Genomic DNA, 20,801 nt, shown 5'->3' with positions numbered 1-20,801 from the left:
GCGTAGGCAGACAGTCGGGGCACAGGCAAGCAGTCGAGGCGTCGGCAAACAGTAGAGGCGCGGGCAAGCAGTGAGGCCCGGTGCTCCCGCGACGGGAGCACCGGGCCTCAGCTGTCAGTCAGCTGCCTCAGTGGGAGTGGCCGTGACCGTGGCCGTGGCCGTGGTCCGCCGGCTCCTCTTCCTTCTTCTCCACCACGAGGGTCTCGGTGGTGAGGAGGAGGGAGGCGATCGAGGCGGCGTTCTCCAGGGCGGAGCGCGTCACCTTCACCGGGTCGATGACGCCGGCCTTGACCAGGTCGCCGTACTCGCCGGTCGCGGCGTTGAAGCCCTGGCCCTTGTCGAGCTCCGCCACCTTCGAGGTGATGACGTAGCCCTCGAGGCCGGCGTTCTCGGCGATCCAGCGCAGCGGCTCGACGGCGGCGCGGCGGACGACCGCGACACCGGTGGCCTCGTCGCCGGTCTTGCCGAGGTTGCCCTCGAGGACCTTGACGGCGTGGACGAGCGCGGAGCCACCACCGGAGACGATGCCCTCCTCGACCGCGGCGCGGGTCGCGGAGATGGCGTCCTCCAGACGGTGCTTCTTCTCCTTCAGCTCCACCTCGGTGGCGGCGCCGACCTGGATCACGCACACGCCGCCGGCCAGCTTCGCGAGGCGCTCCTGGAGCTTCTCGCGGTCCCAGTCGGAGTCCGTGGACTCGATCTCGGCCTTGATCTGGTTGACGCGGCCCGCGACGTCCTCGGAGTTGCCGCCACCGTCGACGATGGTGGTGGCGTCCTTGGTGATGGTCACGCGGCGGGCGGTGCCCAGCACGTCGAGACCGGCCTGGTCGAGCTTGAGGCCGACCTCCTCGGCGATGACGGTGGCACCGGTGAGGGTGGCCATGTCGCCGAGCATCGCCTTGCGGCGGTCGCCGAAGCCGGGGGCCTTGACGGCCACGGCGTTGAAGGTGCCACGGATCTTGTTGACGACGAGGGTGGAGAGGGCCTCGCCCTCGACGTCCTCGGCGATGATCAGGAGCGGCTTGCTGGCGCCGGCCTGGATGACCTTCTCCAGGATGGGCAGCAGGTCCTGGATCGAGGAGATCTTGCCCTGGTTGATCAGGATGTACGGGTCGTCGAGGACGGCCTCCATACGCTCCTGGTCGGTGACCATGTACGGGGACAGGTAGCCCTTGTCGAAGGCCATGCCCTCGGTGAAGTCGAGCTCCAGGCCGAAGGTGTTGGACTCCTCGACGGTGATGACACCGTCCTTGCCGACCTTGTCCATCGCCTCGGCGATGAGCTCGCCGACCTGCTGGTCCTGCGCGGAGAGCGCGGCGACGGCGGCGATGTCGGACTTGTCCTCGATCGGGCGCGCGGTGGCGAGCAGCTCGTCGGAGACGGCCTTGACGGCGGCGTCGATGCCCTTCTTCAGGGCGGCCGGGGAGGCGCCGGCGGCGACGTTGCGCAGACCCTCGCGGACCAGGGCCTGGGCGAGCACGGTGGCGGTGGTGGTGCCGTCACCCGCGATGTCGTTGGTCTTGGTCGCCACCTCCTTCACCAGCTGGGCGCCGAGGTTCTCGTACGGGTCGTCGAGCTCGACCTCGCGGGCGATCGTGACACCGTCGTTGGTGATGGTGGGGGCGCCGAACTTCTTGTCGATGACGACGTTGCGGCCCTTGGGGCCGATCGTCACCTTCACCGTGTCGGCAAGCTTGTTGACGCCGCGCTCAAGGGCGCGACGGGCGTCCTCGTCGAACTTCAGGATCTTCGCCATGGGAGCGGTTCAGCCCTCTCGGAATGGGGTGGAACGAACTGCGCCCCCGGACGCCCGGTGCGGGGTCAAGGGGCGCAGCTCAAAGCATCTGCTTCAGATACTTCGGTGAATTACTTCTCGACGATCGCGAGCACGTCGCGAGCCGAGAGGACGAGGTACTCCTCGCCGTTGTACTTCACCTCGGTGCCGCCGTACTTGCTGTACAGCACGATGTCGCCGGTCTTGACGTCGAGCGGCAGACGCTCGCCGTTCTCGAAGCGGCCCGGGCCCACGGCCAGGACGACGCCCTCCTGGGGCTTCTCCTTGGCGGTGTCCGGAATGACCAGGCCAGAGGCGGTGGTCTGCTCGGCGTCGAGCGGCTGGACCACAATGCGGTCCTCGAGCGGCTTGATGGCAACCTTGGAGCTGGTGGTCGTCACGATCCGACCTCCCCCTTCGGAGATCTCACGGGGTTAACTGTCTGAGGTGGCGACCAGGTGGATCCGTCGTCGCGGGTGCCGGACCTGCCCGTCGCTGTGTTGGCACTCTCCAGTGGGGAGTGCCAGAGCCGAGACTATGACCGCGATTAGCACTCGGTCAAGCGGAGTGCCAATTCATCGCTCCGTGGCGCGATCGCGGGCCCGGCCGCAGGCGCGACCGTACGGCGCGATCCCGCCTCTTCGCAGCTCTTCGCGTCCACGACCGCCCGTACGTGCGGGGCCGCCGCGGGTGGGGGGCTCACCCGTTCCGCCGCCTTCCGGCCGAGCCGTTCGATCGGGTCGACCGAGGAGGCGCAGGCCGGGAGGGCGAGGAGCGCGCCGGCCACGGTCAGCAGGGCGGTCCACCGCCGCGCCCGCCCTCTCACACGTAGTCCTCGAGCTTCGCGACCGCGTACCCCTTGGCCGTGATCACGTTCATCACGTTGCGGATCATGTCGGGCATGCTGCCCTTCCAGTCCCCCTTGCCCCGGAAGTGGGTGAGCACGATGTCGCCGGGGTGCAGGTCCCGGTCCCACTCGCGCCACTCCATGTGGTCGGGGAAGGCCTCGGCGGCCCAGAGCGGGACCGCCTTGACGCCGCAGCTCTTCGCGGCGACCAGGGTGTCCTCGTTGTAGTTGCCGTACGGCGGGCGGAAGAGCGGGGGCCGCTTGCCGAAGCGCTTCTCGATGACGTCCTGCATGCCGCAGATCTCGCGCTTCTGCTCGCTGTACGAGAGTCCGGGCAGGTAGCGGTGGCGGAGGGTGTGGTTGTGCAGCGAGACGCCGGACTCCTGCGACTTCTGCATCTTCGCGAAGTAGCCGTAGTCGTCCTTGACGAGGTAGTCGCTGAGGAAGGCGCTGTAGGGGATCCGCAGCTCGTTCATCATCTTCAGCAGCCGGGGGTCCTTCTCCGCGCCGTCGTCGATCGTCAGGAAGACGACCTTCTGCTTGGTCGGCACGGTGGTGAAGACGGGCGGCAGGTCCTCGCCGTCCGTCTCGAAGCCCTTGCGGGTGGTGATCTTCGGTTTGACGGCGGGCGGGGACGGCGCGTCGAGCGGAACCTTCTTGAGGCCCCATTTCCGGGCGGCGAGCACGCGGGCGGCCCGCTGCTCGCGGACCTTCCGGACGTAGGCGCTGAGGGCGCCGGCGGCGCCCTGGGCCTGCTGTCCGGCGGCGGGGCCCGGCGCGGCGCGCTCGGGTTCGGCGCTGCCGGAGCAGGCCGTGGCGGCGGAGGCGAGGGCGGCGACGGCGAGCGCCGCCCCGAGCGTCCGGCGGGGGCGGTGCGCACCTTTTGCCATCATCTGGTCCTTTTGTCGTACGAGCTGCATGGCGCCGCATCCTGTCAGCGCGACAGCTCCTTCCGGGCCACGACACCGCCGTACACACCCACCGTCCCCCGGCCGGCCCACAGCGTTTCAGGGCCTGTCTGAGGTCAGGCAGGCCCTGGACCAGAATGGGACGGGTGACCGACCTCGACTCCTTCGCCGCCCTGCTCAGCCCCGAGGGCCAGACGCTCCTCGCCGCCCTCCGCGACTACGACCCCGCCCAGGAGCTGGCGGTCGCCTCCCGGCTGCGCCGCGACCACCCCGCCGAGCTCGTCACCGCGGCCCTCGGCCAGGCGCGGCTGCGCCAGCGGGCGGTGGCGAAGTTCGGCGCCGAGGACGCGTACCGGATGTACTTCACGCCCAACGGCGTCGAGCAGTCGACCCGCGCCTCGGTCGGCACGTACCGGGCGGCCCGGCTGAAGGCGCTGGGCGTCGGCAGCGTCGCGGACCTCTGCTCCGGGATCGGCGGCGACGCGATCGCCCTCGCCCGCGCCGGGATCTCCGTCCTCGCCGTCGACCGCGACCCGCTGACCGCCGAGGCGGCCCGGGCCAACGCGGCGGCGCTCGGCCTCGCGGAGCTGATCGAGGTCCGGTGCGCGGACGTGACCGAGATCGACACCAGCCCGTACGACGCGGTCTTCGTCGACCCGGCGCGGCGCGGCGGCCGGGGCAGGATCTTCGACCCCGAGGCGTACTCCCCGCCGCTCTCCTGGGCGATCGACGCGGCCCGCCGGGCCCCGCACGCCGCACTGAAGGTGGCGCCGGGCATCCCGCACGAGGCGGTGCCCGAGGAGGCCGAGGCGGAGTGGATCTCGGACGGCGGGGACGTGAAGGAGGCCGTGCTCTGGTTCGGCACGGAGCCGGGCGCCCGCCGGGCCACCCTGCTGCCCTCCGGCGCCGGGCTCACCGGCCGGAGGCTGCCCGACCCGGCGGTCCGCCCGGTCGGCCGCTACCTGTACGAGCCGGACGGCGCCGTCATCCGCGCGCACCTGGTCGCCGAGGTGGCCCAGGAGCTGGACGGCGGCCTGATCGACGAGACGATCGCGTACGTGACGGCGGACGCCCTCGTCCCCACCCCGTACGCGGCCGCGTACGAGATCACCGACGAACTCCCCTTCAACCTCAAGAAGTTGAAGGCCCTGCTGCGGGAGCGCGAGGTCGGCACCCTCACCGTGAAGAAGCGCGGCTCGGCCGTCGAACCGGAGGAGATCCGCCGCCGGGTGAAGCCCAAGGGCCCCAACTCCGCGACCGTGCTGCTCACTCGGGTCGCGGGAGCCCCGACGATGCTGATCGGCCGGCCCGCGGGCGGGGGCCGGTGAGCCGTACCGCGAAGCGGTAGTGGCCGATGGCCTTCGCCAGACCGGTCAGCCCCGTGACCCAGAGGATCAGGGCGACGCCCATGCCGTACGCGACCCAGCCGTAACCGTCGTCGCGTGTGACGCCCGCCGGGACCGCGAAGCCGAGCCAGAGGCCGACCGCGCACATCGCGAAGGACAGCAGCAGCCAGCAGGCGCTGAGGACGGGGGCGCGCAGCCGGGCGTCCGTCGGACCGTGCCGGTCGAGGGCCGCCCACAGGGCGAGGCGCTCGCGGACGGTCCGGTCGCGCCGCAGGCTGCGGACGGTCAGCCACACGGCAGGGACGAAGACCCCGATGCCGAGGAGCGCCGCGAAGAGCCCGAGCATCGTCATCATCGGGTCGATGAGCGGCGCGCCGAGCGCGGTGAGCAGCACGCCGATGAGCGACCAGCCCAGTTCGAGCAGGAGGAACCAGAGCAGGAACAGCGCGAGCCGCCCTCCGCCGAGCAGCCGCCTGCCGAGTTCGTCGAGCGCCAGCGCCCGGTCGGCGAGCCGCGCCTCCCGGTCGGGCCAGCTCTGGAGTTCGGCGGGCGGGGGCGGCGGCGGGAGCGGGGTACGCGGGGACATGTCCAGCACCCTAAGGTGCGCCCCGCCGAGAAGACCGGAGACCCCTGGGCCGGCCTTCTCGGCGCGAAGCCCGTCACCGCACCGGACACCCCCGCCCCTCCGCGGCGCGACGCCGGCCACCACACCCGACACCCTGGCCCTCCGCGGCGCGACGCCGGCCACCACACCCGACACCCTGCCCCTCCGCGGCGCGACGCCCGTCACCGCACCCGACTCCCCTACGCCTCGCCCGGCTTCCGGGCGCGCCCGAGGAGCAGTGCGCGCTCGCTCTCGTTCCTCGTCAGGGCGGCCGCGCGCTCGAACTCCGCTCGCGCCTCCGCCGTCCGGCCGAGGCGGGCGAGCAGGTCGCCGCGCACGCTTGGGAGCAAGTGGTAGCGCGCCAGGGACGGTTCGGTGGCGAGGGCGTCCACGATCGGGAGGGCCGCTGCGGGGCCCTCGGTCATCGACACGGCGACCGCGCGGTTCAACTCGACGACCGGGGACGGCGCGAGGACGCCGAGCCGTCCGTACAGCGCGGCGATGGTCGCCCAGTCCGTCTCCTCGTACGAGGCGGCCCGCGCGTGGCAGGCGGCGATCGCGGCCTGGAGGGCGTACGGCCCGTAGGAGCGCCCGTCCCCGGCACGTGCGAGGGCGGCGTACCCGCGGCGGATGAGGAGGCGGTTCCAGCGGCTGCGGTTCTGGTCGGCGAGGAGCACCGGCCGCCCGTCGGGGCCGGTGCGGGCGGGGCCGCGGGAGGTTTGGAGTTCGAGGAGGGCGGCGAGGCCGTGCACCTCGCTCTCCTCCGGCATCAGAGCGGCCAGGCCCCGGGCGAGCCGCAGCGCGTCCTCGCACAGGCCGGGCCGCAGCAGGTCGTCGCCCGCGGTGGCCGCGTACCCCTCGTTGAAGATCAGGTAGACGACCTCCAGGACGGAGCCGAGCCGGGCGGCCCTCCCCCAGACTTCGTCCGGGGGGACCCCCACCTCCTCGTACGGCACCTCGAACGCGACGTCCGCCTTCGCCAGCGTCCGCTTGGCCCGGGTGATCCGCGCGGCGACCGTCGCCTCGGGCACGAGGAAGGCGCGGGCGATCTCGTCGGTCCGGAGCCCGCCGACGAGGCGCAGCGTGAGCGCCGCGCGGGCGTCGGCGGAGAGCACCGGGTGGCAGGTGGTGAAGACGAGCCGGAGCACGTCGTCGTCGATGTCGCCCGGGCCGGACGGCTCGGGGTCGTACACCGCTTCGCCGAGGTCGAGCGTCCGGCCGACCTCGGCGAGCTTCCGGGCGTACGTCTCGCGCCGCCGCACGAGGTCGACGGCGCGGTGCTTCGCGGCGGCCGTCAGCCAGGCTCCCGGCCGCTCCGGGATGCCTGACCGCGGCCACTGCTCCAGGGCGGAGACGAGCGCGTCCTGGGCGATCTCCTCGGCGATGCCGACGTCCCGGACGATCCGCGCCACGGTGGCGACGATCCGCGCCGACTCCATCCGGAAGACCGTCTCCAGCGTGCTCTCCACCGTCACGGTTCACATGACAGCACAGCGCGGGTCAGCCTTCCGGCATCTCCTCGACCTCGCGGACCTCCAGGCCGACCTTCCAGTGCGGCGGGTGGACGGCCAGGAAGCGCTTCCCCCACTCGACGGCCTCGGCCATGTCCTTGCACTGGAGCATCGCGTAGCCGCCGACGACCTCCTTGGTCTCGGTGAACGGGCCGTCGGTGTACGACAGCTTCCCGTCCGACCAGGTGATCCGGGTGGCCTCGGCGGTCGGCTTGAGCCCGGCGGTGTCCACCATGGCACCGGCCTTGGTGATCTCCTCGAAGAGCGCGCCCATCCGCTGCTCGAAGCCGGGGTCGGCGCTCTCCATGTCGATGGTGTTCTCCTCGATGCGGACGAGGGACAGGAAGCGGGGCATGACGACTCCTCGGGGGTGCGGTGGGCGGGGCCGTTCCCCGCCGTCCACACATACGTCGAACGGGCCGGGCCCGCATCGACACCGCGCCCGAAGAATTTTCTAGACGTAGTCCTCCAGGCGGGCCACGGTGAAGCCCTGCTCCTGGATCTTGCGCAGCATCGTCGCCGTCATCTCGGTCATCGTCCGGCCCTTGAGCTCGGACGGGCCCCGGAAGTGGGCCAGGATGATGTCGCCGGGGTGCAGTTTCCGGTCGCCGCGCTGGTACTGCATGTTCTTGATCTGCATGGACTCGCGCCACAGCACGATCGCGTCGAGGCCGCATTCGCCGGCCGCCGCGCGCGTGGCCTCGTTCCAGTTGCCGTACGGCGGGCGGAAGAGCCGCGGGGTCGTGCCGTACCGCTGCTTCAGCTTCGTCTGCTGGCCGCAGATCTCCCGGCGCTGGGCCTCCGGGGGGAGGGTGCGCAGGTTGGGGTGGGTGAGGGTGTGGTTGGCGAGGCCGTGGCCCTCGGCGACGAGCGGGGCGAAGTACGGGTAGTCGGCGCGGATGGCCGCGTCCGTGAGGAACATCGTGAAGGGGACCTTGAGGTCCTTCATCATCCGGACGAACTCGGGGTCCTTCTCGGCCCCGTCGTCGATCGTGATGAAGACGATCTTCTCGCGGGTCGGGATCTCGCTGATGACGGGCACCGGTCCGCCGGCCGCGCGGACCACCGGCTTGACCGCGGGCGGGGCGGGCGGGGCGGCGAAGGGCTTCAGGCCCCATTTCCGGTACGCGGCGGCAGCGGCACGCTCGGGGGCCTCGGGCGCCCTGTGCCCACCGGCGGAGGGTGTGGCGGCGGGTGCGCTCGTCCGCTCCGGGACGGGGGCGGCAGCGGCGGAGGGCTCCTCCACCGAGCAGCCGGTCACCAGGAGGGCGACGGCCGTCAGGGCCGCCCACAGCGCGATCGTCTTCTTCACGCGCTGTGGGATGCCCTACGCGATCGAAAGGTTGCTCGACTTCCGGTCGCACGTGCTATTCGGTCGGCTATTCGACCGATTCGAAGCGCCAGCGGTGGACCGGACGGGTGATCAGCTCCGCGTCCGGCTCCGGCAGCTCGGGCAGTTCGGCGTCGAAGCCGTCCGCCTCCCACCAGGTGAGCACGAGGACCCGGTCCTGCGGGGCCCGGAAGAGCTCCCGGCGGACCGGCTCACGGACGAGGACCTGGGCCCGTGCCCACTCCAGGAGCTCGGCGCCCCGGCCCTGGGCGGCCCTGGCCTCCCACATGAGCGTGAGCCTCACGAGTACAGGTTCTCCTTGCTGACCTCGTGCACGTGGTCGTGGTCGTGGGAGTGACCCGGCACGTGGGGGTCCGTCACCGGCAGGGACGAGTCCGCCGACAGCTCCAGGTCCGAGGCCGGCCGGTTGCGGGCGACCATCTCGGAGCCGAGGGCCGCGACCATCGCGCCGTTGTCCGTGCACAGGCCGGGACGCGGCACCCGCAGCCGGATCCCGGCGCGCTCGCAGCGCTCCTGGGCGAGGGCGCGCAGGCGCGAGTTGGCGGCGACGCCGCCGCCGATCATCAGGTGGTCGACGCCCTCGTCCTTGCAGGCCCGGACGGCCTTGCGGGTGAGGACGTCGACGACGGCCTCCTGGAAGGACGCGGCGACGTCCCGGACGGGCACGTCCTCGCCGGCCGCCCGCTTGGCCTCGATCCAGCGGGCCACGGCGGTCTTGAGGCCGGAGAAGGAGAAGTCGTACGCGGGGTCCTTGGCGGTGCTCAGTCCGCGCGGGAAGGCGATGGCCGCCGGGTCGCCCTCCCTGGCGAGCCGGTCGATGACCGGACCGCCGGGGAAGCCGAGGTCGAGGACGCGGGCGATCTTGTCGAAGGCCTCGCCGGCCGCGTCGTCGATGGTGGCGCCCATCGGCCGCACGTCGGAGGTGATGTCGGAGGAGAGCAGCAGCGAGGAGTGGCCGCCGGAGACCAGCAGGGCCATCGTCGGCTCGGGCAGCTTGCCGTGCTCCAGCTGGTCGACGCAGATGTGCGAGGCGAGGTGGTTGACGCCGTAGAGCGGCTTGCCGAGGGCGTAGGCGTAGGCCTTGGCGGCGGAGACGCCGACGAGCAGGGCGCCCGCGAGGCCGGGGCCCGCGGTGACCGCGATGCCGTCGAGGTCCTTGGCGGAGATCCCGGCCGTCTTCAGGGCCCGCTCGATCGTCGGGACCATGGCTTCCAGGTGGGCCCGGGAGGCGATCTCGGGCACGACGCCGCCGAAGCGGGCGTGGGTGTCGACGCTGGAGGCGACGGCGTCGGCGAGGAGGGTGGTCCCGTGGACGATGCCGACGCCGGTCTCGTCGCAGGAGGTCTCGATGCCGAGTACGAGCGGTTCGTCAGCAGCCATCTGAATCAGTCTCTGTTCCTTGAACGATGTGTCGCATCACGAGCGCGTCCACGTTGCCGGGCTGGTAGTAGCCGCGGCGGAAGCCGATGGGCTCGAAGCCGAAGCGTTCGTAGAGCTTCTGGGCCCGGGTGTTGTCCACCCGCACTTCGAGGAGGACCTCCTCGCACTCGAAGGCGGTCGCGGCCTGGAGGAGGTCGGTGAGGAGCCGGGCGCCGAGGCCGGTGCCCCACTGGTCGCGGGCGGCGGCGATGGTCTGGACGTCGCCGAGGCCGCCGGCGGCGGCGAGCCCCGCGTAGCCGACGAGCCGGCCGGACTCGTCCTCGGCCACCACGTAGTGACGGGTCGCGCGCGGCCCGCGCGCGTGCGCGAGCTCCGACCAGAACATGCCCTCCGACCAGGCGTCCTCGGGGAAGAGCTCGGTTTCGAGCGCGAGCACCGGCTCCAGGTCCCACCAGCGCATCGCACGGAGCTTGGCGGTCACTTGGGAGTGACCACCTTGTAGTTCTTCGGCACCTGCGCGTCGGGGCGGCGCAGGTACATGGGCAGCGGGTCGAGGAAGCCGTCCCCGCCCTCGGCGAGCCTCTCGGCGGCGAGCCCGGCGAGCGCGGCGGCCGACTGGTGCTCGGGGTCGCGGGCGTCGGGGAAGGCCTCGGGGTAGAGGCGGGCGCCCGCGCCGACGACGGGGAGCCCGGCGAGCGCGCCGGCGATCTCGGCGGGCCGGTCGACGGCCGCGTCGCCCACGCGGGTGCGGGAGTCCTCGTACCGCGCCCAGTAGACCTCCTTGCGGCGCGCGTCCGTCGCGACGGCGAAGGGCTCGTCGATCCCGGAGGCGTACGCGAGGCCGTCGAGGGTGCACAGTCCGTGCACCGGCACGCCGAGCGCGGAGGAGAAGGCCGCGGCGGTGACGAGGCCGACCCGGAGCCCGGTGTACGGGCCGGGGCCGACGCCGACGACGATCCCGGTGACCGCGTCGAGCTTCAGCCCGGCCTCCTTCAGGACCCGGTCGACGGCGGGCAGCAGCAGCTCCCCGTGGCGGCGGGCGTCGACCTGACTCGACGAGGCGACGACGGCCTCGCCGTCGTGGAGGGCGACGGTGACGGCGGGGGTGGCGGTATCCATGGCGAGCAACAGCACGCGAACAGCCTACGGCTCCCGGGCACGCTGCCCCGAACCTCGGGTGGGCGGCTGCTACCGTCACCCTTCGATACGTTCGTACGAGAGGTGGGCACGGTGGCACGCAGCAGCTCGGGATTCGTGGCCGGGCTCACGGCGGCGGCCGTCGCCGCGGTCTGCTTCCTCGCCTACCAGGCCTCGGCGAACGCACCCGCCGATCTGTCGGTGAAGCCGCGCACGCCGGGCACGGGCGCGCCCTCGGTCTCGCCGAGCGGCGGCCCGAAGGAGCCGGCCAAGGACCCGCTCGCCGTCCCCGCGGGCTCGGGAAGCGGCGAGCGCGTCGTGTACGCGCTGAGCGACCGCCGGGTGTGGCTGGTGGACGCGAAGGGCAAGGCGACCCGGACGTTCACGGTGCGGCCGAGCTCGGTCGACCCGACGCCGGGGGCGTACACGGTGACCTCGCGCTCGGGCTCGGTGCGCGGTTCGGACGGGGTGCAGATCGAGCACGTGGTGCGGTTCGCGATGACCGAGGACGTGGCGATCGGCTTCAGCGCGGCGGTCGACGGCTCGATGCCGTCCCCGGACCCGTCGAGGAAGACCGGCGGCATCCGCATGAAGCGGGCCGACGGGAACGCGATGTGGACGTTCGCGGTGATCGGCGCGAAGGTCGTCGTCGTCGCCTGACGCGCACCCCCGCGGGGGGGGGGGCCACGCCCCCCCTACGCCGCCTCGTCCCGCACGGTCTCGTCCTCCTCGACCTGCTCGACAGGCTGCGGCGGCGGGGTCGAGAGGGTCCGGGCGGCCGCGCAGGACGCGAGCAGCTCACTCATCGAGACGTGGTCCCGTCCGGGTTCCGCGCGTTCGGGCGTCGCCATGCTTGCCTCCCGTAGGTTAGGTACACCTAACCATCTCGTGCATCCATGTGACCACGGCGCGCACGACGCACGCAACACCTTCCCGACACGTTGTCGGAACCTACGTACGGACGGTCAGAGGGCGCCCAGCTCCTCGTCGGCCCAGCGCGCGCCGATCCCGCGCAGGACGACCGTGCGCCGGTCGTCGTCGGTGTCGCCGGTCACCCGGTGGATGAGGAGGTGCAGCCGGTCGTCGGTCAGCTCCTCGACCTTGCCGTCCCCCCACTCCACGACGACCACGGACTCGGGCAGCGAGACGTCCAGGTCGAGGTCCTCCATCTCGTCGAGACCGCCGCCGAGCCGGTACGCGTCGACGTGGACCAGGGCCGGCCCGCCGACCAGGGACGGGTGGACGCGGGCGATGACGAAGGTCGGGGAGGTGACCGCGCCCCGCACGCCGAGCCCCTCGCCGAGGCCGCGGGTCAGGGTGGTCTTCCCGGCGCCGAGCTCGCCGGTGAGCATGACGAGGTCGCCGGGCCGGAGGATCTTCGCGAGCCGGCGGCCGAGCTCCTGCATCTGCTGCGGGGACTCGACGGAGAGGGTGGCACCGGAGACGGACGGGCCGGCGCCGGAGACGGGCGGGTGCGCTGCTTCCATACCCGCAAACTTAGCTCGTGCGGAAGGTCTCCCCGGCCGGGACGGCACCGGCCCGCACCAGCAGGTCGGCCAGCCGGTCGGTGACCGCCTCCGGGTGCTCCAGCATCACCAGATGGCCCGCGTCCGGGACGATGACCAGCTCCGCGTCCGGCAGGAGGGCGGCGATGGCCTCGGTGTGCGAGCTGGGGGTGACCAGGTCGTTGTCCCCGGCGAGCGCGAGCACCGGAAGCTCCTGGAAGGCGGCGAGGGCGGCGGCCTTGTCGTGCTCGACGAAGGCCGGGTAGAAGGCGGCGACCACGTCGATCGGGGTCGACTCGATCATCCGCTCCGCGAAACGGGCGACCGCCGGGTCCACGTCCTTCGAGGCGAACGAGTACTTCTTGATCAGCCCGGCGAACAGGTCGGCGGTCGCCCGCCGCCCGCGCTCGACCAGCTCCGCCTGGGAGCCGAGGGCCCGCAGGACGCCCGGCAGGACCCGCCGGACGGCGTTGACGCCGGCGAGCGGCAGCCCGTACGACACCTCTCCGAGGTTCCCCGCCGAGGTGCCGACGAGGGCGACGCCGACGACCCGGTCGCGGATCAGCTCCGGGTACTGCTCGGCGAGCGCCATCACCGTCATGCCGCCCATCGAGTGCCCCACCAGGACGAGCGGGCCCTCGGGCGCGGCCGCGTCGAGGACGGCCTTGAGGTCGCGGCCGAGCCGGTCGATGGAGACGGGCACCCCGTCGGGCCCGCCCTGGGAGACCCCGTGCCCGGAGCGGCCGTGGCTGCGCTGGTCCCAGTGGACGGTGCGGACGAGACCGCGCAGCGCGGCCCGCTGGAAGTGCCAGGAGTCCTGGCTGAGGCAGTAGCCGTGGCTGAAGACGACGGTGACGGGAGCGGGTTCCTTCCGCCCGAAGAGCCTCCGGAGGCGACCGGCCGACGCGGTGTCCGGCTCGGCCTCGTCCACCTCGTCCACCTCGTAGTGGAGGACGGTCCCGTCGTCGGCGAGGGCCCGGCCGGGGGCGCCGCGCAGACCGCCGTACGGGCCGGTGGCGTCCAGGGCGAGCCGTGCCTTCTGCCGCACGGAACGGCCGACGGTGAGCCGCTCGACGGCCACCCCGGCGGCCGCGCCGGCGGCGAGCACGCCTATCGCGGCACCGGCGAACCCGGCACGCCTCCAGCTGCTGCCACTCGACTCCGCCATGGCGGGCTACTCCCCCAGGTAGACGCGCGGGACGCGCGCGCCGATCCGGGTGACGATCTCGTACGCGATGGTGTCGGCGGCCACCGCCCAGTCCTCGGCGGTCGGCTCGCCCCGGTCGCCGGGGCCGAACAGCACCGCCTCGGTGCCGGGCTCGGGGGTGTCCCCGCCGAGGTCGACCACGAACTGGTCCATGGCGACGCGCCCTGCGACCGTGCGGACGCGGTCGCCGACGAGGACGGGCCCGCGCCCGGAGGCGTGCCGGGGAACCCCGTCCGCGTACCCCAGCGGGACCAGCCCCAGGGTGGTCTCGCCCTCGGTGACGTAGTGGTGCCCGTAACTCACCCCGTGCCCGGCGGGCACGTGCTTGACGAGCGCGACGCTCGCCTTGAGCGACATGACGGGCCGCAGGCCGAGCTCGGCGGAGGTGCCGAGCTCGGGGCTCGGCGACACGCCGTACATCGCGATGCCGGGCCGGACCAGGTCGAAGTGGGCCTCGGGCAGTGTGAGGGTGGCCGGCGAGTTGGCGATGTGCCGGACCTCGGGCCGGACACCCGCCTGCTCGGCGTGGTCGAGCATCGAACGGAAGACGTCGAGCTGGGCGGCGATCGACGGGTGGTGCGGCTCGTCCGCGCAGGCGAAGTGCGACCAGAGACCGGTCACCTTGACGAGCCCGTCGACCTCCGCCTTCAGGGCGGCCCCGACCAGCTCGGGCCAGTCGGCGGGCTGGCAGCCGTTGCGCCCGAGCCCGGTGTCCGCCTTGAGCTGGATCCTGGCCGTCTTCCCGACCGCCTTCGCGGCCCGGACGACCTCCTCCAGGGCCCACATCCCGCTCACGGACATGTCGAGACCGGCCTCGATGCCCTGGTCCCAGGGATCCCCGGGGGTCCAGAGCCAGCACATGACGGGCACGTCCGTGATCCCGGCGGCGCGCAGGGCGAGCGCCTCGTGCGGGGTGGCCGTCCCGAGCCAGTCCGCGCCCGCGTCCAGGGCGGCGCGGGCACAGCGCAGAGCGCCGTGTCCGTACGCGTCGGCCTTGACCACGGCCATGATCCGGACGTGGGGGGCGACACGGGCGCGCAGCGTGCGGACGTTCGCACGCAGCGCGCCGAGGTCGATCTCGGCGCGGGCCCTTCGGGGCGGAGGTGTCTCAGTCATCGCGCCCAGTCTCTCAGGTGTCAGCTCCCGGGCCGCTTTCCCCAGATGTAGACCCGGTCACCCTTACGGAGGACGTCCCAGAGTTTCCCCGCGTCGCGGTAGGTGAGATTGACGCAGCCGCGGCTGCCGACGGGCGTGGCAAGCTGCCCGTAGACGGCGTGGAAGGCCTGTCCGCCGCTGAAGAACTGGGAGTACGGCATGGGGGTGTCGTAGATGGACGACCAGTGGTCCTTGTGCCGCCAGTAGACGGTGTGCCAGCCGGTGCGGGTGGCGTACCCGGGCCGCCCGCTACGGATGTTGACCACGGGGTACGTCACCTTCTTCCCCTTCCGCACCCACATCAGCTGACGGTCGAGGTCGACGCAGGCGACGGCGTACTTCTTCACGGGGCAGCGCCCGCCCGGGTCGAGGTTCTTCCGGGCGGCGAGCAGCTCGGCGCGGGCCCAGGTGACCGGCCCGGCGTACCCGACGGCGGGCTTGATCTTCTCCTTCACCTGGAAGGCGCGGATCGCCCGGCAGTCGGCGGCGGACTGCTTCCCGTCGACCGGCAGCCCGAGCAGCCGCTCGACCCGGCGCTGATGGGTCCCCGTCCGGACGGTGCAGGCGGTGCCGACGACGGCACTGCGCGGCAGGTACTCGACGAGCTCGTCGACCTCCTCCTCGGGCTCGGGCACGGTCGGGTCGCCCTCCGTGTGCAGGGGCGGCAGCACCTGGTCGGGCGTGTCCATCGGATACTCGGCCCGCCCGCCCCCGACGACCCCGGGCACGAGCGGATCGGGGTCACCGGAGGGCGGGGCGGCGAGGACCGGGGTCGCCGGATCCGGAGGGGCGGCGAGGACCGGGGTCCCCGGATCCGGAGGGGCGGCGAGGACCGGGGTCACCGGATCCGGCGAGGCGGCGAAGGCGGCGGGTCCGAGGGCGAGGGAGGCGGCGAGGACGAACAACAACGGCGCGGTACGGCTTCTCCAACTGATCACCCACTCACCCAATCCGCCCCCCGCCCCGGCAGCGCGCGGGAACCCACGGCTGGGTCAACGGTGTTCGCCCGAGTGGGGGTGGCCCCGACGAAGCTACGACCCCGCCGTCACGTCCCGCCATGCCCCCCGCAGGGAGTCCGCGACGTCCGTGGCCGTCACCGGGGCACCCCCCTCCGACGCCCGCCGCGCGGCGAGGCCGTGGAGGTAGGCCGCGCAGGACCCCGCGTCCAGGGCCGGAAGACCCGCCGCGAGGAGGGACCCGGCGAGCCCGGAGAGGACGTCGCCGCTGCCGGCCGTGGCCAGCCATGACGTCCCGGTCGGGTTGACCCGTACGGGCCCGCCGTCCGCCCCGCACACCACCGTCGTCGAGCCCTTCAGGAGGACCGTCGCCCCGAAGCGGCCGGCCAGTTCGCGGGCCGCCGCGAGCCGCCCGGCCTCGACCTCCTCCCGGGCGACACCGAGCAGCGCCGCCGCCTCGCCGGCGTGCGGGGTGAGCAGGGTGGGAGCCGTACGGGACCGGACGGCGTCCGGCGCGAGCCCCCGGAGGCCGTCCGCGTCGACGAGGACGGGAACGTCGGAGGCGAGGACCTCCGTGACGGCGAGCCCGGCGCCCGGACCCTCGCCGAGGCCGGGCCCGACGACCCACGCCTGGACCCGCCCGGCCTTGTCGGGGGGCCCGGGGTGCACCAGGGTCTCGGGGTGCGCGGCGATCACGGCGTCGTCGGCGTGGCCCACGTACCGCACCGCCCCCGCCCCGCCCCGCAGCGCGCCGGCCACGGCGAGCACGGCGGCACCCGGGTAGCGGGCGGAGCCCGCGAGGACACCGACGACGCCCCGCCGGTACTTGTCGCTCTCGGCGCCCGGCACGGGCAGCAGCCAGGCCAGGTCGTCGTGCTGGAGGGCCTCCAGGTCCGGCACCCCCGGAAGCACGTCGCCGAGGCCGATGTCGACGAGCCGCAGCGCCCCCGCGTACTCCCGCGCCGGGTCGACGAGCAGGCCCGGCTTGTACGCCCCGAAGGTGATCGTCGCGTCGGCGCGGAGCGCCTCGCCGTGGACCTCCCCGGTGTCGGCGTCGACGCCGCTCGGCAGGTCGACGGCGACGACGACGGCGTCGGAGCCGCGCGCGGCCCGGGCGACGGGCACGGCGTCGGGGCGGAGCCCGCCGCGTCCCCCGATGCCGGTGATGCCGTCGAGGACGAGGTCGGCGCCGGCCAGTACGTCGTACGGATCGTCGGCCACCCGCCCGCCGGCGGCCCGCAGCGCGCCGAGCCCGCCCTCGTGCGCCCGCTCCCCGAGCAACACGGCCGACACACCCGCCCCGCGACGGGCGAGCCGGGCCCCGGCGTACAGGGCGTCGCCGCCGTTGTCGCCGCTGCCGACGAGCAGGACGACCCGGGCGCCGTACACCCGCCCCTTGCCGAGCAGCGAACAGCAGGCGGCGGCGAGGCCGGCGGCGGCCCGCTGCATGAGGGCGCCGTCGGGAAGGCGGGCCATGAGGTCGGCCTCGGCGGCCCGTACGGTCTCCACGCGGTAAGCGGTACGCATGCCCAGCAGTCTGCCGCCCACACGCCCCCAACGCCCCTCGTACACCCGACCCCACGGGCCGGCACCCACCCGCGTGGGACCCGCGCGCCCCACCGCGCAGTGCCGCGCCCAACCGCCCGCGTGACCCCGCGCCCGCCGGGGCAGCACCCCGCCCACCCGCCGTGTGGGCAATCGTCCCGCAGGGGCGATGGGGGTCCCCCTTGCGGAACGTATGCCCACAACGGGGCGGCGGGGGGCGGCCCGGCGGGCGACCGACCCCCCAACGGGGGCGACGGGGGCACCGCCCCGCGGACGAGCGGCGACAACGGGAGCGGCGCGGTGTCGGCCCCGCGGACTGCGGCCCGCAGCCGGCGTGGGCGCGGGTCCCGGCCCGGCGGGGCCGCGGCCCGGGGGGCATCGCCCGCCCACCGGCCGCCCCCGAAGCCCCCGCCTCACCCCTCCGCGATCACCACCGCCGACGCCACCCCCGCGTCATGGCTCAGCGAGACGTGCCAGTGCCTGACGCCCAGTTCCGCCGCCCGCGCCGCCACCGTCCCCCGTACCCGCAGCCGCGGCTGCCCGCTGCCCTCGACGTACACCTCGGCGTCCGTCCAGTGCAGCCCGCCCGGCGCGCCGAGCGCCTTCGCGAGGGCCTCCTTCGCGGCGAACCGCACGGCGAGCGAGGCGGGCCCGCGCCGTTCGCCGCTCGGGAGCAGCACCTCGCGCTCGACGAAGAGTCGCTGGAGCAGCCCCGGTGTGCGCTCGATGGACGCGGCGAAGCGGTCGATCTCCGCCACGTCGATCCCCACCCCAATGATCATTTCCCACTCACTCCACGGTCACGGATTTGGCCAGGTTGCGCGGCTGGTCGACCTCGTTGCCCCGCGCGGTGGCGAGCTCGCAGGCGAAGACCTGGAGCGGCACCGTGGCGACCAGCGGCTGGAGCAGCGTAGGCGTGGCGGGGATGCGGACGAGGTGGTCGGCGTAGGGGACGACGGCCTCGTCGCCCTCCTCCGCGATGACGATGGTCCGCGCCCCGCGGGCCCGGATCTCCTGGATGTTGGAGACGATCTTGTCGTGGAGGACGGACCGCCCGCGCGGCGAGGGGACGACCACGACGACCGGCAGGCCCTCCTCGACGAGGGCGATCGGCCCGTGCTTGAGCTCGCCGGCGGCGAAGCCCTCGGCGTGCATGTACGCGAGTTCCTTGAGCTTGAGCGCGCCTTCCAGGGCCACCGGGTAGCCGACGTGCCGCCCGAGGAACAGGACGGTGTTCTTGTCGGCGAGGGAGCGGGCGAGGGCCCGTACCGGTTCCATGGTCTCCAGGACGCGCTCGACGTCGTCGCCGATGCGGGCGAGGTCGCGGACGACGGCGTGGATCTCGTCGCCCCACTGGGTGCCGCGCACCTGGCCGAGGTAGAGGGCGAGCAGGTAGCAGGCGACGAGCTGGGTGAGGAAGGCCTTGGTGGAGGCGACCGCGACCTCGGGCCCGGCGTGCGTGTAGAGGACGGCGTCCGATTCCCTGGGGATCGTCGAGCCGTTGGTGTTGCACACGGCGAGCACCTTCGCGCCCTGCTCCCGGGCGTGCCGGAGCGCCATGAGGGTGTCCATGGTCTCGCCGGACTGGGAGATCGCGATGACCAGGGTGCGCCGGTTCAGGATCGGGTCGCGGTAGCGGAACTCGCTGGCGAGCTCGACCTCGCAGGGGATGCGGGTCCAGTGCTCGATGGCGTACTTGGCGATGAGCCCGGCGTGGAAGGCGGTGCCGCAGGCGATGATGACGACCTTGTCGGCCTCGCGGAGCACGGCGTCGGGGATGCGTACCTCGTCGAGGGTGAGCCGGCCGGCTCCGTCGATCCGTCCGAGGAGGGTGTCGGCGACGGCCTTGGGCTGCTCGGCGATCTCCTTGAGCATGAAGGAGGCGTAGCCGCCCTTCTCGGCGGCGGAGGCGTCCCAGTCGACGTGGTAGGCCCGTACGTCGGCGGGTACGCCGTCGAAGTCGGTGACGGTGACGCCGTCCCGGGTCAGTTCGACGACCTGGTCCTGGCCGAGTTCGACCGCGGAGCGGGTGTGGGCGATGAAGGCGGAGACGTCGGAGGCGAGGAAGTTCTCGCCCTCTCCGACGCCGACGACGAGCGGCGAGTTCCGGCGGGCGCCGACGACGACGTCGGGCTGGTCGGCGTGCACGGCGACGAGGGTGAACGCGCCGTCGAGCCGCCGGCAGACGAGCCGCATGGCCTCCGCGAGGTCTCCGGCGGAGGAGAACTCCTCGGCGAGGAGGTGGGCGACGACCTCGGTGTCGGTCTCGGAGCGCAGCGTGTGGCCGCGCTCGGTCAGTTCCTCGCGCAGGGCGGCGAAGTTCTCGATGATGCCGTTGTGGACGACGGCGACGCGGCCGGCGTTGTCCAGGTGCGGGTGCGCGTTGGCGTCGGTCGGTCCGCCGTGGGTGGCCCAGCGGGTGTGTCCGATGCCGACGGAGCCGCCGGCCAGCGGCCGGTCGACGAGCTCCTTCTCCAGGTTGACGAGCTTGCCCGCCTTCTTGGCCGCGGCGAGCCCTCCGTCGGAGAGCACCGCGACACCGGCCGAGTCGTAGCCCCGGTATTCGAGCCGCTTGAGGCCCGCGACCACCACATCAAGCGCCGACTGCCCGCCGACGTATCCCACGATTCCGCACATGGCGGCAGCCTACGGCGGAACCCCTCCCACCGGCCGGAGTCGACGCGGCCCGCGCCCACGCCCGTGTCGCGGGCGTGGGCGCGGGCCACGGAAGCAGAATCAGAAGCGGAGGTCAGCCGAGCTTGGCGGCCTGCGCGTCGATGACGGCCTTCGGCAGCTCCTCGACCGTGCCGCCGAGGCTGAGGGTGGAGAACGAGGCCAGCGTGCTGCCCTGGCGGAAGACGACCAGCTTGGTGACGAAGGGCTCGCCGTCCATGTCGGTGGTGACCGTCCAGGCGAGCGACTCCTCGCCCGCGGACAGCGTCTCCGGCGCGACCTTGGCGATCTTCGTCTTCTCGCCGCCGCCGAGGAGCGTGAAGCCGCCGGCGCACTCGGTGCCGGCCGTCTTCAGGGAGGTGAAGGCCTCCTGCGCGCCCTGTCCCTCGTACGAGCCGAGCGTCACGCTCGTCACGGGTGCGGCGAGGGCGCCCAGGGCGTCCTTCGGCGAGGCCGTGGCGCCCTCGGTCTTGGGCACTTCGATGACCTTGCGCTGCGCGGAGGCGCCCGGCTGGCCGGTGGCGACGGACGACATCGCGTCGGCGAGCGGCTTGCAGGCGGGCTTGTCGGTGGAGACGGCGTCGGACTTCACGATGTCCGCGGCCTTGGCCTTCTGCACCTGGTGGCCCGGCAGGTCGGCCTGCTCGACGATCAGCTTCTCCAGCTCGGCGGCGGACAGCGCCTTCGCGGCCGGGGCGCTGCTCGTGGCGGAGGCGGAGGCGCCGGGGGTGGCGTCCTTGCCGGAGTCCGCGTCCTTGCCGCCCTCGCTGCAGCCGGTGACGAGCAGCGCGAAGGAGACGGCGGTGGCGGCGACGGCGGCGCTTCTGACGAACGTACGCATGGGTGTGGTGCTCTCTGTTCTTCCTCGTGCCGCCCGGACGGGCGGCTCCCCCCCGCGTGAA

At 73.3% G+C, this 20,801-nt stretch carries 23 protein-coding genes; 2 read left to right on the top strand and 21 right to left on the bottom strand.

What is annotated here, in order from left to right; translation table 11 throughout:
- Positions 1 to 127 precede the first annotated feature (127 nt).
- From groL to ACN9M0_RS22245, 4 genes are all read right to left on the bottom strand, one after another.
- Positions 128 to 1,756, bottom strand: a complete 1,629-nt coding sequence (gene groL, locus ACN9M0_RS22260; RefSeq protein ID WP_366036398.1) for a chaperonin GroEL — start codon at positions 1,754 to 1,756, stop codon at positions 128 to 130.
- Between the two features lie 110 nt (positions 1,757 to 1,866).
- Positions 1,867 to 2,175, bottom strand: a complete 309-nt coding sequence (gene groES / locus ACN9M0_RS22255; protein WP_017239619.1) for a co-chaperone GroES — start codon at positions 2,173 to 2,175, stop codon at positions 1,867 to 1,869.
- Between the two features lie 146 nt (positions 2,176 to 2,321).
- Positions 2,322 to 2,600 carry a hypothetical protein gene (locus ACN9M0_RS22250; RefSeq protein WP_426404085.1) on the bottom strand — a complete coding sequence of 93 codons (279 nt, stop codon included), beginning with the start codon at positions 2,598 to 2,600 and terminating at the stop codon, positions 2,322 to 2,324.
- Entirely contained in the window at positions 2,597 to 3,511 is a 915-nt protein-coding gene (locus tag ACN9M0_RS22245; RefSeq protein ID WP_366036575.1) for a polysaccharide deacetylase family protein, read from the bottom strand. The genes ACN9M0_RS22250 and ACN9M0_RS22245 overlap by 4 nt, the downstream gene beginning before the upstream one ends.
- A 155-nt stretch (positions 3,512 to 3,666) precedes the next feature.
- On the opposite strand from ACN9M0_RS22245, the gene ACN9M0_RS22240 reads away from it, so the two are divergent.
- Positions 3,667 to 4,857 (top strand): THUMP-like domain-containing protein, encoded by a 1,191-nt coding sequence (locus ACN9M0_RS22240; protein ID WP_426404084.1) that lies wholly within the window; start codon positions 3,667 to 3,669, stop codon positions 4,855 to 4,857.
- Here ACN9M0_RS22240 and ACN9M0_RS22235 read toward each other — a convergent pair.
- The 8 genes from ACN9M0_RS22235 to tsaB form a co-directional block, all read right to left on the bottom strand.
- Positions 4,796 to 5,461, bottom strand: a complete 666-nt coding sequence (locus ACN9M0_RS22235) for a hypothetical protein (protein ID WP_399695855.1) — start codon at positions 5,459 to 5,461, stop codon at positions 4,796 to 4,798. The two genes, ACN9M0_RS22240 and ACN9M0_RS22235, sit on opposite strands and share 62 nt — an antisense overlap.
- A gap of 218 nt (positions 5,462 to 5,679) precedes the next feature.
- On the bottom strand, positions 5,680 to 6,918 hold the full coding sequence (locus ACN9M0_RS22230; RefSeq protein ID WP_399695958.1) for an RNA polymerase sigma factor: 1,239 nt from the start codon (positions 6,916 to 6,918) through the stop codon (positions 5,680 to 5,682).
- Positions 6,919 to 6,979: 61 nt separating this feature from the next.
- The gene (locus ACN9M0_RS22225) at positions 6,980 to 7,345 is read right to left on the bottom strand and encodes a YciI family protein (protein WP_366036402.1); all 366 of its coding nucleotides are present in this window, start codon (positions 7,343 to 7,345) and stop codon (positions 6,980 to 6,982) included.
- A gap of 99 nt (positions 7,346 to 7,444) precedes the next feature.
- Positions 7,445 to 8,302 (bottom strand): polysaccharide deacetylase family protein, encoded by an 858-nt coding sequence (locus tag ACN9M0_RS22220; protein WP_426404083.1) that lies wholly within the window; start codon positions 8,300 to 8,302, stop codon positions 7,445 to 7,447.
- Between the two features lie 67 nt (positions 8,303 to 8,369).
- The gene (locus ACN9M0_RS22215; protein WP_366036404.1) at positions 8,370 to 8,624 is read right to left on the bottom strand and encodes a hypothetical protein; all 255 of its coding nucleotides are present in this window, start codon (positions 8,622 to 8,624) and stop codon (positions 8,370 to 8,372) included.
- The gene (gene tsaD / locus ACN9M0_RS22210; RefSeq protein ID WP_366036405.1) at positions 8,621 to 9,721 is read right to left on the bottom strand and encodes a tRNA (adenosine(37)-N6)-threonylcarbamoyltransferase complex transferase subunit TsaD; all 1,101 of its coding nucleotides are present in this window, start codon (positions 9,719 to 9,721) and stop codon (positions 8,621 to 8,623) included. The genes ACN9M0_RS22215 and tsaD overlap by 4 nt, the downstream gene beginning before the upstream one ends.
- Positions 9,711 to 10,181, bottom strand: a complete 471-nt coding sequence (gene rimI, locus ACN9M0_RS22205; protein ID WP_366036576.1) for a ribosomal protein S18-alanine N-acetyltransferase — start codon at positions 10,179 to 10,181, stop codon at positions 9,711 to 9,713. Before rimI ends, tsaD begins: the two co-directional genes overlap by 11 nt.
- 17 nt (positions 10,182 to 10,198) lie before the next feature.
- Positions 10,199 to 10,855: a tRNA (adenosine(37)-N6)-threonylcarbamoyltransferase complex dimerization subunit type 1 TsaB gene (tsaB, locus tag ACN9M0_RS22200; protein ID WP_366036406.1), complete on the bottom strand. Its 657-nt coding sequence runs from the start codon at positions 10,853 to 10,855 to the stop codon at positions 10,199 to 10,201.
- A gap of 120 nt (positions 10,856 to 10,975) precedes the next feature.
- On the opposite strand from tsaB, the gene ACN9M0_RS22195 reads away from it, so the two are divergent.
- Positions 10,976 to 11,518 (top strand): hypothetical protein, encoded by a 543-nt coding sequence (locus ACN9M0_RS22195; RefSeq protein WP_366036577.1) that lies wholly within the window; start codon positions 10,976 to 10,978, stop codon positions 11,516 to 11,518.
- Positions 11,519 to 11,553: 35 nt separating this feature from the next.
- Here the strand turns inward: ACN9M0_RS22195 and ACN9M0_RS22190 are convergent, their stop codons facing one another.
- From ACN9M0_RS22190 to ACN9M0_RS22150, 9 genes are all read right to left on the bottom strand, one after another.
- Positions 11,554 to 11,709, bottom strand: coding sequence for a hypothetical protein (locus ACN9M0_RS22190; RefSeq protein ID WP_399695851.1), 156 nt, complete (start codon positions 11,707 to 11,709; stop codon positions 11,554 to 11,556).
- Between the two features lie 114 nt (positions 11,710 to 11,823).
- Positions 11,824 to 12,345, bottom strand: coding sequence for a tRNA (adenosine(37)-N6)-threonylcarbamoyltransferase complex ATPase subunit type 1 TsaE (gene tsaE, locus ACN9M0_RS22185; RefSeq protein WP_366036408.1), 522 nt, complete (start codon positions 12,343 to 12,345; stop codon positions 11,824 to 11,826).
- A gap of 10 nt (positions 12,346 to 12,355) precedes the next feature.
- Positions 12,356 to 13,531 carry an alpha/beta fold hydrolase gene (locus tag ACN9M0_RS22180; protein WP_366036409.1) on the bottom strand — a complete coding sequence of 392 codons (1,176 nt, stop codon included), beginning with the start codon at positions 13,529 to 13,531 and terminating at the stop codon, positions 12,356 to 12,358.
- A gap of 6 nt (positions 13,532 to 13,537) precedes the next feature.
- A complete protein-coding gene (gene alr / locus ACN9M0_RS22175; protein ID WP_366036410.1) occupies positions 13,538 to 14,686 on the bottom strand; it encodes an alanine racemase in 1,149 nt (382 codons plus the stop codon).
- Between the two features lie 20 nt (positions 14,687 to 14,706).
- Positions 14,707 to 15,663, bottom strand: coding sequence for a L,D-transpeptidase family protein (locus ACN9M0_RS22170; protein ID WP_426404082.1), 957 nt, complete (start codon positions 15,661 to 15,663; stop codon positions 14,707 to 14,709).
- 93 nt (positions 15,664 to 15,756) lie between these two features.
- Entirely contained in the window at positions 15,757 to 17,208 is a 1,452-nt protein-coding gene (locus ACN9M0_RS22165; protein WP_366036412.1) for an NAD(P)H-hydrate dehydratase, read from the bottom strand.
- 431 nt (positions 17,209 to 17,639) lie between these two features.
- Positions 17,640 to 18,008, bottom strand: a complete 369-nt coding sequence (locus tag ACN9M0_RS22160) for a holo-ACP synthase (RefSeq protein ID WP_190157440.1) — start codon at positions 18,006 to 18,008, stop codon at positions 17,640 to 17,642.
- A 7-nt stretch (positions 18,009 to 18,015) separates the two neighbouring features.
- Positions 18,016 to 19,863: a glutamine--fructose-6-phosphate transaminase (isomerizing) gene (gene glmS / locus ACN9M0_RS22155; RefSeq protein WP_366036413.1), complete on the bottom strand. Its 1,848-nt coding sequence runs from the start codon at positions 19,861 to 19,863 to the stop codon at positions 18,016 to 18,018.
- A gap of 112 nt (positions 19,864 to 19,975) precedes the next feature.
- Complete coding sequence (locus tag ACN9M0_RS22150) at positions 19,976 to 20,740, bottom strand: hypothetical protein (protein WP_366036414.1); 765 nt, start codon at positions 20,738 to 20,740, stop codon at positions 19,976 to 19,978.
- Positions 20,741 to 20,801 lie beyond the last annotated feature (61 nt).

It is taken from the genome of Streptomyces sp. R-07 (assembly GCF_049913175.1).
In the GTDB taxonomy this organism is placed as follows: domain Bacteria; phylum Actinomycetota; class Actinomycetes; order Streptomycetales; family Streptomycetaceae; genus Streptomyces.
The sequence above is the reverse complement of the archived record's forward strand: the minus strand, read 5'-3'. Positions and strand labels throughout refer to the sequence as shown.